Raw genomic sequence first — 11815 nt, forward strand, 5'->3', positions numbered from 1 at the left:
ACACCGAATCTGTCGGAGAACCGATGATACCTTTGATGACAATTGAAATGGCCGGGAAATCGGCACCGAAAGATGTATTGGCACCCCCTGCGGGGCAGGGCGATGCTTTGGTTGCGTTTGGCGATATGCTGGCCTTGGTCGAAAGCGATGCACAGGTTGCGGACGACAAAACAGTGATCCCTGCGTCAGAAGTGGAGCTGTCGGGGGACACGTCTGAAGATGTGATTTTATTGGTTGCCCAAACAACTGAATCAGCGCCTGAATTGGGCGCGCCCATTGAGTTAGGTTTACCCAAGCAACCTGTACGACGTCCCGTCGCTGGCGACAGCGAAACAGCTCCCATCCCCGCCGAGCAAAAGGCGAAGATCGAAGCGTCCGTCGGCAAAGAAGACGTTACTTTGTCCGATAATGTCACAGCCGTAACTGATGCGCTGAAAGCAAAGGATGTCGTACAGCAGGCTGTGCGTCCGTCTTTCGCGCAATCCGCAGTTGAGAGCCAGCTACCTGGCGACAAGCCATCTGCTGCCAAAGATGAAGCAAGACCCGATACTAAGGTCGATCAAAGACCGCTTGGGGTGCAGAATGCGAAGGATCAGGTGGCGCCAGCCACTTTTACAAAACCTGCCGCATCACAGGCCCCAACACCGGGTGTTACCGCGCCAATCATGCCGGTTCCCACATCAAAGGATGTCGATCAGGAGCTTAAGATCGACCGATCTCGGACCAAGAAAGGTGAGGTTCTGCCGAATACGAGCCCTGCCCCTTCTGTCACAACGGCACAGGCACCACCGGAACCTCCGCCAGCCGTCGCCATCGCGCAGTCAATGCTTGCTGAACGACATCAGGTCGTCGATGTTCAAAAGAACACGTCCGACGGTGAGATAACGCTTGGCTTGAATGGTAGCGACCGCAGCATCCTAACAACGGCAGCAACACCTGCAATGGTGCCTTCAACCGCACCCGAAATGGCGCGCCATGCAGCAAACCAAATAGCGGTGGTTATCAATAACAGCTCGGGCAAAGCGACTGAAATCGCCTTGAATCCAGAAGAATTGGGGCGTGTCCGCTTGAGCATGACAGCCGTGGACGGGGCAATCACATTGCACATGTCGACGGAGCGTCCTGAAACACAAGATCTGTTGCGACGCCACATCGACGTATTGGCGCAAGAATTTCGGGCCTTGGGATATGACACGATTTCGTTCTCATTTGGGCCAGAAGGACAATCCAAACAGGAACAGGGTGCGCCTGATATCGAAGGTGAGCCCGTTCTAGAAGCGAACGACACCCCGCAACCTCAGGCATCGGCACAGGCAACGTCGTCCTCAGGTCTTGATCTGCGTATTTAAGGATTACTCATGGAAATTTCTCAGCTTACTTCTGCCTCCAATTTCACACCATCTGTGCCCGATCCAGCAAGCAGCGCTTCGGCACAGATTAGTTCCGATTTTGAGACGTTTTTGAAGATGCTCACAGCGCAAATGCAGTATCAGGACCCTTTGAATCCAGTCGATTCAACCGATTATGCGACACAGTTGGCTACGTTTTCGGGTGTGGAACAGGCGGTGCTGACCAATGATCTGTTGCAGTCGCTGACCACACAAATGGCAGGCGGGGGGCTGGTTGATATGGCGGCCCTTGTCGGCAAAGAGGTGCGGTCAACAGCACCTGCCTATTTTGACGGAGAACCAATCACGCTTTTACCGACACGTTCTGGTGTGGCCGATACGGCCGAACTTGTTGTGCGCAACGACGCGGGCGATGAAGTGCAGCGTTTGCCTGTGCAACCCGGCGCGGAAAAGGTGACATGGGCCGGGGTCGGCTCGGACGGTGCGCCAATGCCGCCGGGTCTCTATCGGTTTGAGGTGGTCGGCAAAATCAACGATGAAATCGTGGCGCAAGACCCGGTTGAGGTCTACAGCACTGTTACAGAAGTGCGATTGGATGCTGGCCAAACGACGTTGGTCTTATCTGGCGGGGCAGTCATTGCCAGCGATCAGGTCACGGCTTTGCGCGAGGGCGGTGCTTAGGGTCCTGACCCTTCTGTATATCGACTTTGCTATGCTGTCCCCGTCAGCCGCCTTGGCCGAGGTGGCTGACGGGGCGGTGTATGGCGTCTGAGCCTTGTGGTGTTGACCACGTTTCCTAGCGAGCCAGCACCTGCGCGAGACATATTTTGCCCCTGACAAGCTGATTTGACCGCGGCGATGTGGTTCTTCGGACGGGCAAATTCGCGCGGGCAGAGGCAAAATGCGCCCGACGGCGTCGCGATTTCACCAAAATTGCCCATGCCGTCGTCGCAACAGCTGAAACGAACCCGTTTGTCCGGGGGCTTTGTTTCTAGCGGTGCGCAATTTTATATTGAAATCGGCGCTCTAGGTTGGATGCCAACGCGGCCTAGAACAGGCGACTGACCCACATGGCGCCACCAACCAAAACGCCGCCCAGCGCCATCCAAGACAAGCGCGCGATGCGGCGCTGTGGTTTGGGTGGTGGTGGCGGGTTGTTGAGGCGGATCAGTGCATCCTCTGCCAGACGCGGCAGTTGCGGGCCAAAGCGGGCAAGGATGCGCGCGGTCATCGCCAGATCACGCAGTAAAGCCTTTGGTCCAATGCTTTGTTTGATGTAATCTTCGACAACGGGTTTCGCGACCTGCCAGATGTTCATCCGCGAATCCAGCGAACGGGCCACACCTTCAACCACGACCATTGTGCGTTGCAGCAAGATCAACTCGGTCCTGGTTTCCATGCCAAATCGTTCGGTCACCTCAAAGAGATAGCTCAGCAGGCGCGCCATCGAAATGCGATCGGCATCCATACCAAAAATTGGCTCGCCCACCGCGCGCAGAGCACGGGCGAATTCATCGACATCCCTGTCGGCAGGGACATAACCCGCCTCAAAATGCACCTCGGCTACGCGTTGATAGTCTTTGCGGATAAAGCCAAACAGGATTTCCGCATAGACGCGGCGGGTATATTCATCAATCCGCCCCATGATACCGAAGTCATAGGCGATGATATCGCCATTGGCGGCGACCTTCAGGTTGCCTTGGTGCATGTCGCCATGAAAATAGCCGTCGCGCAGCGCATGGTTCAGGAACAATTGCAAAACGCGGGTTGCCAATTCACCGCGGTCGTGGCCCGCTGCATCCAAGGCATCATTGATCCCGATGTTCGTGCCTTCGGCCCAATCCATCGTCATGACCCGGCGCCCTGACAAATGCCAAAGGACCTTTGGCACCTGAAAACCTGCGTCGCCTTCGGTATTGGCTGCAAATTCAGCCGCGGCAGAGCTTTCAAGCCGCAGGTCCAGTTCGCCCATCACCACACCCTCAAAATGGGTGATCACATCCATAGGCTTCAGGCGGCGTGAAGCGGGTGACAGAACCTCAATGGCGCGCGCGGCAAAGTAGAACGCGTCAATATCGGTGCGAAAGGCCCGCTCAATTCCGGGGCGCAGGATCTTGACTGCGACAGCCTCGCCGGTGTCGGCCAGATGTGCTTTGTGCACTTGCGCCAATGAGGCCGCCGCAACCGGTTCGGAAAAGGAAGCGAAAAGCTGGTCAAAGGAACTGCCAAGCTCAGTTTGGATCGCCTTCTTGGCTTCGGCCATCGAAAACGGGGGCAGTTTGTCTTGCAGTACGCGCAGTTGAACAGCGAGTTCATCGCCAACAACATCGGGTCGTGTTGAAAGCACCTGACCGAACTTGATATAGGCGGGCCCCAATGCTGTCAGCGCCCGCACGGCAGGTGGCATTGTCACATCACCTTTGTAGCCCAACCATTGAAAAGGCCAAACCAGCGTGCGGAATGTGATGCGCAGCAAAGGCCCAGCATCAAATGCGTCCAGCACGACTTTCATCGCTCCGGTTCGTTCCAGTGTCGCGCCTGTGCGGATTAGGCGGATAATGTTGTGCGGTCCGCGCATGCTAGAGTTTCCAGCCTGAATGCAATGCCGCCACACCCATCGTCAGGTTGCGATACTTGGTATTCCCGAAACCCGCATCGTCCACCATCCCCAAGAAGGTGTCCTGATCAGGGAAGTTGCGGATCGATTCCACCAGATACTGATAACTGTCACGGTCCCCCGCAATCATCTGACCCATGCGCGGGATGACGTTAAAGGAATAGGCATCATAGGCCGCTTGCATCATTGGGTTGGGCAGTTGGCTGAATTCAAGCACCATCAGGCGGCCGCCGGGTTTGAGCACGCGGTAAGCTTCAGCCAGCGCATCCTGCGGACGGGTCACATTCCGAATGCCAAAACTGATTGTATAAACATCAAAGGTATTCGCCTCAAATGGCAGCGCCATCGCGTCGCCCACAACCCAGTCAAGGCTGTCTGACATGCGCTCTGCCTCGGCCCGTTTGCGGCCTTCGACCAGCATAGATTCGGTGATATCGAGAACGGTCGCGTGGCCACGGCCCGCGCGCTTGAGAAAACGAAACGAGATATCGCCAGTCCCGCCTGCCACATCCAGCAACCGTTGACCGGGGCGCGGTGCCAGCCAATCCATCATCGCGTCTTTCCAGATCCGGTGCACGCCGCCTGACATCACGTCATTCATGATGTCGTATTTGCTGGCAACAGATGAAAATACGCCTTGCACGCGGCCTGCTTTTTCATCTTCGCGGACGGTTTCAAACCCGAAATGGGTTGTGGGATCGGACTTGTCTGTCATGTCATGCTTTCGCCTGAATACTGTCCCAAAAGGGGTTATACCCAAGCGACAGGATAGACAAACTGTCAATGTGCCACGGAGGGCCAAATGAACGCACAAGCGTTTGACGCGTTTAACATTACCGAAGTTTACCGCAGCCTTGCATGGGCCCTTGGTCCGCCGATTGTTGCCACGATTATTTTGTTGGGTTTGCGTCTGCGCAACTGGCTATCGGGCCGCGCCGCCGATCCAAGTGCGGGGGTGCAAAAAACCTTTACTGCATCTTTAGATGGCGGTCTGCCGCTTGACCTAAGCTTAATCGCCGGGGCGGGTCGCAAAGGCCAAGCGCCCCAAACGTTCAACGATACGTATTTGCGGCCGACAATCGGCCTAAAGTTGATCATGTTCGGGTTTCCGGTAGTCCTGTATTTCATCCTGCAAGCGATGCAGACGACGCAAGGGTATGACCTTGCAAACGATCAAATCACACAGGTCTTCGCCATCGCGATGTTTGTGATCATGGTGCACAACATCATCTATTTTAACATATATGAGCTGCGCTATGACGACACGCGCATCGTGCACCGCACGTGGTTGTATCAGCGCATTGAACTGCCAGTCGCCCGGTTGTTGAGCATTCGGGATGATGGCATGTATTTTTACATTTTGCGCACTGACAACGGCAAAAAGGCCTATGTGCCAAAACACCTGATCGGTATTGAGGATTTTGTGCGATATGTCAGGGCATCAATTGCCAAAAATGAAGCCTATTAATGCCCGAACTTCCTGAAGTTGAAACTGTCAAAGCTGGCATCGCCCCTGTGATGGAAGGGCATGTGATTGCGCGGGCTGATGTGAACCGCCCAGACCTGCGCTGGCCGTTTCCAGAGCGTATGGCAGAACGGTTGACCGGCAAGCGTGTGTTGGGTCTGCGCCGCCGCTCAAAGTACATTCTTGTTGATCTGGACAGCGCCGAAACTTTGCTGATCCATCTGGGCATGTCGGGCCGCATGTTGATTTCCGGGCATACAGTAGGTGAATTTCATCACCCGCACCCCGTTCCTGCCAAACATGATCACGTTGTCTTTCACATGGATGATGGTGCGCGCATTACTTTCAATGATGCCCGGCGGTTCGGCGCCATGGACCTGATGGATACGGCCACCCAAGACGATCACTGGCTCATTCGTGATCTAGGCCCGGAACCATTGGGCAACGCCTTCAACGAAAGCTACCTGACCCAACGCCTGAAAGGGCGCAACACACCGATCAAATCAGCCCTGCTGGATCAGCGGATCGTGTCGGGCCTTGGCAATATTTATGTCTGCGAAGTGCTGTTTCGTGCGGGCATTCACCCTGCACGCAAGGCCGGGCGGATCAGTGCCGCACGGATCGCGACCCTCGTGCCACTTATCCGCGATGTTTTGTCCCAAGCCATCGCCGCTGGCGGGTCTTCTTTGCGCGACTATCGGCAATCCGATGGTGAGTTGGGTTATTTCCAGCATGTTTTTCAGGTCTACGACCGTGAAGGCGAACCTTGCGTAACCCACGGGTGTGACAGAACAATCACCCGAATCGTGCAGTCCGGACGCTCATCTTTCTTTTGCCCGCAATGCCAAAGATAGCTTGATCCCCAGCCACGCTTTGCTAACCCTTAGGGTCAAACCCGCGGCAACAGGGACGGCAGCATGGCCTTTGAAACGATCATCGTGGACATCAGCGACTATGTCGCAACCATCAAGCTGAACCGACCCGACGCAATGAACGCGCTGAACAGCAAACTGCTGGGCGAACTTTGCACAGCACTTGAAGAGGCCGACGCCAGCGACAAGGTGCGCTGCATCATCATCACAGGGTCCGAGAAGGCTTTCGCAGCGGGCGCTGACATCTCTGAGATGGCTGATAAGTCATTTGTTGAGATGTACACGCAGCGTTTCTTTGAGAGCGAAACAGATCGCTTCAATCGCATACGTAAGCCGATTATCGCGGCCGTTGCAGGTTACGCGCTGGGCGGCGGGTGCGAGCTGGCGATGATGTGCGACTTTATCATTGCAGCCGAGAACGCCAAATTCGGACAACCCGAGATTAACCTTGGTGTGATTGCCGGGCTTGGTGGAACCCAACGCCTGACACGCTTTGTGGGTAAGGCCAAGTCGATGGACATGCATCTGACCGGGCGTTTCATGGATGCAGCCGAGGCTGAAAGCAGTGGTTTGGTCAGCCGTGTCGTACCTGCCAAGAAACTGCTGAGCGAGGCGAAAGCCGCCGCTGAAAAGATCACCGAGAAGTCTCAGATCGCTACAATCGCCGCCAAGGACGCGGTCGATCGGGCGTATGAAACGACGTTGGCCGAAGGGTTGAATTACGAACGCCGCCTGTTCCATTCACTTTTTGCGACTGAAGATCAGGCTGAAGGTATGGCCGCCTTTACCGAGAAGCGCGAACCGCAGTTTCGCGACAAGTAACGTTTACACAGCAACTAGAATTAACCTTACGTAAGGTATTCCCTGTACGTGACACAGAATCGGTGTTTTTTCGCCATATTTGATCTTTATTCGCCAATAACTTGAGTACATTTCGTGGTGTGCGAGTGATTGTTTAGTGAGTGAGGATGGTACGATGGTTGAATCGTTTAACGGATCTATACCCGGGGCTCTTTTGGTTGCGCTGGGGTTCCCTGGTCTTTCGGCAGATATGTCGTTTGCATCACCCGGCGAAACCAGAATTGAGAATGGCAAGATCGTTCTGGTACAGCAGCTTGAAATCATCACTGACAGCGGGTCTTCAAACAGGATTGTCGCTGCTGCATTGCTGCGCACCCTCTCGCAAGAAATCCCAGCCGCCGCTTGTCACTTACATAATGGTGTCAATGTTGAAGAAGCGAAAGCAGAGCTAAGCTATTCGGTTGCAAAATTTGATGCTGTCGCGCTTGCTTTGCTCAATGGCAATGAGGCGATGGGGATCATTGGCGGCGAGACGCGGTTTCGCACAGTGGCCGAGCTTGAGGCTTTGATGGCGGAATGGGTTCCGATCCATGATGCGGCCATTGCTGTGCTTGAGGACCCAACCAACAGGCAACCGGTTGACGTTATCTATGACGCGACAGACATCATGTTGGAAAAGACCTACCATCTTTTGTCCGAGATTGAAGCTGAGTACTCCAACCCCGTTGAATTGCTGCAATCTGACGTTCTGCTGATCGAAGTGTCCGGTCGGATGGCTGCGATGACGCAACGCATGGCCTATGAGGCGTGTCGCGCATGGTCTGGTGAAGGTAGTGAGGAATTGATCGCGGAGCTTAAGAAAACGATCGGGATTTATGAGGCATCAATGGATGCACTGATCAACGGTCTGCCCTCACTTGGCGTGCAGCCCGCCCCAACCGCCGAGATTGCCGAAAGCCTCACGGCGGCTGATGAAGATTGGTCTATCATTCGCGGCTTGCTTGATCGTGTCATTGCGGCAGATGATCTGAGCGTCGAAGAACGGACGGACCTCTATCACCGGTTGGTCGTCAAGGTGCACAAGGTCGAAGAAATCGAAGAAATGTATCAAGACTACTCCAAGCGCATTTACTGAAAAGCATGACTCATAACTCCGCGATCGCTGACCATATTGTGCACTAACTGCGCCATAATTCCGTCAGAATGACACGCTTACAGTGAAAATCAGGCCGATATTTACAGATCGGCCTGGGTTTTTGTGTAGTCAGGACGAGTAGCAAATGATTCTTTCAAAACTTCTTCTTAGTGTTTCTATCGTAGCAGCCGGTTTTTCGATCCCGGAGCCGAGTAACGCGCAAACCTTGGACGATTTACCAAACGCGGAATTGCTCAAAGTGGACTTGAGCGAGCTTTTGCATGACAGTGGTGCCGCCAATCGGATCGTCGCCGGTGACCTGCTGCGCACCTTATCACAAGAAATTCCCGCCGCTGCCTGCCACCTGCATAACGATATAGATGTGGAAGAGGCGGAAGAGCTGTTAGTCACCAACGTCACAATTTTCGATGTCGTGCTTGATGCATTGCTGAACGGCAACCCGGAGATCGGTATCGAAGGCGCAGAAACAAGCCGCAGAACTGCCGTTGAAATTGAACATATGATCGCAGATTGGGAGCCCATTCACGACGCGGCACTGAAAGTTCTCGACAATCATGATGATGCCGTAGCCCTTAATGTCATCTACGATGCAGCAGATATCATGTTTGAAAAGACCTATCATCTGCTCAGCGTGATCGAGACGGAGTACAGCAATCCGACCGAAATACTGCAAGAAGACGTTATGCTGCTGGAAATCTCTGGGCGGATGGCCGCGATGAATCAGCGTCTGGCGTATGAGGCGTGCCGTGTTTGGTCGCATGACGGCGACTCTGAAATGATTGCTGATTTGCAAAAGTCGATGGGCATCTACGAAGGCAGCCTGATGGCCTTGACCAATGGTATGCCGTCACTGGGGATCGTCCCTCCGCCAACACAAGAAATTGCAGCGAAGCTTGCTGAGATCGGTGATCATTGGGAAGACGTGCACATGCAGCTGGAGCATGTCGCAACTGGTGATGAAATCAGCGAAGAAGAGCGTTTCGCACTGTATCACGGGCTTGTCGAAAAGCTGCATCGGATCGAGGAACTTGAGGTCCTGTATCAAGACCACTCCAAGCGGATCTATTGAGGCTGGTCAGTTTTTGATTGCGTCGCGCGCAGTCATCCACTAATAGCGCCGCAGACATGCGTGTGAGGCCCGCTTTGGCCAGATGAACCGGTTCGAAAACCCGGGGCTTGGGCTTGCTGCGCTGACCATATTTTAATTTGGCCCTGAACAGGCCCAGCTTAGGAAACGAACACATGGCAAACTCACCTCAGGCGAAAAAACGCGCCCGTCAGAACGAAGCCCGCTTTGCAGTCAACAAGATGCGCCGCTCGCGGATCCGCACATATCTGCGCGCTGTAGAAGAGGCAATTGCATCCGGCGATCAGAAAGCCGCAGCCGCCGCACTGAAGGTCGCACAACCAGAATTGATGCGCGGCGTCACCAAAGGTGTGATGCACAAGAACACAGCGTCGCGCAAAATGTCCCGCCTGTCTTCACGGGTCAAAGCCATCGGCTGATTCTGCCCAAACCGGCGAAAAAACGAAAATTCAAGCGCGTCCGAGCAGGGCGCGCTTTTTTTGTGACGGTGTGATCGACCCGCGCAGAAATTGAGAGATTTCAAAGGGCCGATAGATTCTTTTTCAACAATTGCCGAGTCAAGTACGATGTTGTGTTGAAGCGCGCCCAAACCCCTTGCTACGTTGGCCTTGCGATTCACATCGTTCCGGGGGGACATGAGGGGGTTTGCACAGGAATTGGCGACAGAAGCTTCTGTTTGAATAGAGGCATCCGCTCTGGTTTTTGTCCAACTTCATGCAATGGTGGCGTGGAAAAAAAGTAGCAAAAGCTACGTAATCCAGCCCGATTGTGTCTGCGCTAAAACCAAGGGCTGCTCTTTGGTTTTGGATGCTGTTTGTGGCTCTTTTGCTGCCGATTGGCGCTGATATGTATCTTATGGGTACCGGTCATGTGCTACGGTTTATGGTTTTGGGTGGAAGGCGATCCGTTTGGGTGGGGCAACCTGAGCGCGCGTTTTCTTTGACCCCGGCATTGTGTCGTGGGCACGCGCTGCGTGTTCTTTTGTGGTGATGGCAACGTTTGGGACAAAGGAACAAAATGACTAACGATATCTGGGCAAAGGTGTTGAGCGCACTCGAGGGTGCTTTGGGCGCAAATAGCTATTCAAGCTGGATTGAACCGCTCGAATTTACACAATTGTCCGGGGGGGTTGCGGTCTTCGACGTCCCAACCAATTTCATCGGCAACTACGTGTCGCAAAACTTCGGTGATCAGATCATCTATCATATGAACAAAGCCGGCGAGGACGTCCAACGCCTGCAATTCCGTGTTCCAAGCCAGAACCGCCCCGCAGCGAAACCAAAAGTTGCGACCAAACCGACGGGTACTGATGCCGCGTCGGGTGCTCCGCTCGATGCCCGATTTACCTTTGATACTTTTGTTGTAGGTAAGCCGAACGAATTGGCTCATGCCGCAGCCCGCCGTGTTGCCGAAGGCGGCCCTGTCACCTTTAATCCGCTGTTTCTGTATGGTGGCGTTGGTCTGGGTAAAACCCACCTGATGCATGCGATTGCCCATGAGCTGAAGCTCCGTTCACCAGAGCTGAACGTGCTTTATCTGTCCGCCGAACAATTCATGTACCGTTTCATTACCGCCTTGCGCGAACGCAAGATGATGGATTTCAAACAGCTTTTTCGGTCAGTCGATGTGCTGATGGTTGATGACGTCCAGTTCATTGGCGGCAAAGACAGCACGCAGGAAGAATTCTTTCATACGTTCAACGCCCTTGTGGACGGCCAAAAGCAGATCATCATCTCTGCTGACCGCGCCCCGGGCGAGATCAAGGACCTTGAAGAGCGGATCAAGTCGCGCCTGCAATGCGGCCTCGTCGTTGACCTGCACCCGACCGACTATGAACTTCGTCTTGGCATCCTGCAGTCTAAGGTTGATGTCTACGCTGCCCAATATCCAGAGCTTGAGATCGCAGATGGCGTGCTGGAATTCCTCGCACACCGTATATCAACCAACGTCCGCGTTCTCGAAGGCGCGCTGACGCGTCTGTTTGCCTTCGCGTCGCTCGTTGGCCGCGAAATTACGCTGGAATTGACGCAGGATTGCCTATCTGACGTGCTAAAGGCCTCTGACCGCAAGGTTACCGTTGAGGAAATCCAGCGCAAAGTGTCTGAGCATTACAACATCCGTCTGTCCGATATGATCGGACCGAAACGCGTTCGCAACTATGCGCGGCCGCGCCAGATCGCGATGTACCTGGCCAAGCAAATGACCAGCCGATCACTACCTGAAATAGGGCGTCGCTTTGGTGGTCGTGATCACACGACGGTCATGCACGGTGTGAAGCGGATTGAAGAATTGAAAGCGCTCGATAGTCAGATCGCCGATGATCTGGAACTCTTGCGCCGCGCTTTGCAGGAATAATCGGGCAAAACCAGCCCTGCGCTTGACGCGGACAAACCCATCGTAAACAGTCCAACAAAACGCTTGAGGGTGGCGCGAAATAGGGTACATTTCGCGTCCCGGCAGCGTCCGGT

General features: G+C 54.3%; 11 protein-coding genes. 9 read left to right on the forward strand and 2 right to left on the reverse strand.

Annotated elements, in window-relative coordinates; all coding sequences use genetic code 11:
• Positions 1 to 35: 35 nt before the first annotated feature.
• Both MWU60_RS09445 and MWU60_RS09450 read left to right on the forward strand, forming a co-directional pair.
• Complete coding sequence (locus tag MWU60_RS09445; protein ID WP_247227023.1) at positions 36 to 1349, forward strand: flagellar hook-length control protein FliK; 1314 nt, start codon at positions 36 to 38, stop codon at positions 1347 to 1349.
• 9 nt (positions 1350 to 1358) lie between these two features.
• The gene (locus MWU60_RS09450; protein ID WP_247227024.1) at positions 1359 to 2030 is read left to right on the forward strand and encodes a flagellar hook capping FlgD N-terminal domain-containing protein; all 672 of its coding nucleotides are present in this window, start codon (positions 1359 to 1361) and stop codon (positions 2028 to 2030) included.
• Positions 2031 to 2397: 367 nt separating this feature from the next.
• On the opposite strand, the gene ubiB is transcribed toward MWU60_RS09450, so the two are convergent.
• Positions 2398 to 3927 carry a 2-polyprenylphenol 6-hydroxylase gene (gene ubiB, locus MWU60_RS09455; RefSeq protein WP_247227025.1) on the reverse strand — a complete coding sequence of 510 codons (1530 nt, stop codon included), beginning with the start codon at positions 3925 to 3927 and terminating at the stop codon, positions 2398 to 2400.
• Between the two features lies 1 nt (position 3928).
• A complete protein-coding gene (ubiE, locus tag MWU60_RS09460; RefSeq protein ID WP_247227026.1) occupies positions 3929 to 4681 on the reverse strand; it encodes a bifunctional demethylmenaquinone methyltransferase/2-methoxy-6-polyprenyl-1,4-benzoquinol methylase UbiE in 753 nt (250 codons plus the stop codon).
• Between the two features lie 87 nt (positions 4682 to 4768).
• On the opposite strand from ubiE, the gene MWU60_RS09465 reads away from it, so the two are divergent.
• The 7 genes from MWU60_RS09465 to dnaA all read left to right on the forward strand — a co-directional run bounded on the left by MWU60_RS09465 (position 4769) and on the right by dnaA (position 11702).
• Positions 4769 to 5434: a hypothetical protein gene (locus MWU60_RS09465; RefSeq protein ID WP_247227027.1), complete on the forward strand. Its 666-nt coding sequence runs from the start codon at positions 4769 to 4771 to the stop codon at positions 5432 to 5434.
• Positions 5434 to 6285 carry a bifunctional DNA-formamidopyrimidine glycosylase/DNA-(apurinic or apyrimidinic site) lyase gene (gene mutM, locus MWU60_RS09470; protein WP_247227028.1) on the forward strand — a complete coding sequence of 284 codons (852 nt, stop codon included), beginning with the start codon at positions 5434 to 5436 and terminating at the stop codon, positions 6283 to 6285. The genes MWU60_RS09465 and mutM overlap by 1 nt, the downstream gene beginning before the upstream one ends.
• A gap of 63 nt (positions 6286 to 6348) precedes the next feature.
• On the forward strand, positions 6349 to 7125 hold the full coding sequence (locus tag MWU60_RS09475; RefSeq protein WP_247227029.1) for an enoyl-CoA hydratase: 777 nt from the start codon (positions 6349 to 6351) through the stop codon (positions 7123 to 7125).
• A gap of 229 nt (positions 7126 to 7354) precedes the next feature.
• Positions 7355 to 8239, forward strand: coding sequence for a type IV pili methyl-accepting chemotaxis transducer N-terminal domain-containing protein (locus tag MWU60_RS09480; protein WP_247227030.1), 885 nt, complete (start codon positions 7355 to 7357; stop codon positions 8237 to 8239).
• A gap of 265 nt (positions 8240 to 8504) precedes the next feature.
• Complete coding sequence (locus MWU60_RS09485) at positions 8505 to 9329, forward strand: type IV pili methyl-accepting chemotaxis transducer N-terminal domain-containing protein (protein WP_247227031.1); 825 nt, start codon at positions 8505 to 8507, stop codon at positions 9327 to 9329.
• A gap of 173 nt (positions 9330 to 9502) precedes the next feature.
• Positions 9503 to 9766: a 30S ribosomal protein S20 gene (rpsT, locus tag MWU60_RS09490; RefSeq protein WP_247227032.1), complete on the forward strand. Its 264-nt coding sequence runs from the start codon at positions 9503 to 9505 to the stop codon at positions 9764 to 9766.
• A gap of 598 nt (positions 9767 to 10364) precedes the next feature.
• Positions 10365 to 11702 (forward strand): chromosomal replication initiator protein DnaA, encoded by a 1338-nt coding sequence (gene dnaA / locus MWU60_RS09495; RefSeq protein ID WP_247227033.1) that lies wholly within the window; start codon positions 10365 to 10367, stop codon positions 11700 to 11702.
• Positions 11703 to 11815 lie beyond the last annotated feature (113 nt).

It is taken from the genome of Yoonia sp. F2084L (genome assembly GCF_023015625.1).
Classification (GTDB): domain Bacteria; phylum Pseudomonadota; class Alphaproteobacteria; order Rhodobacterales; family Rhodobacteraceae; genus Yoonia.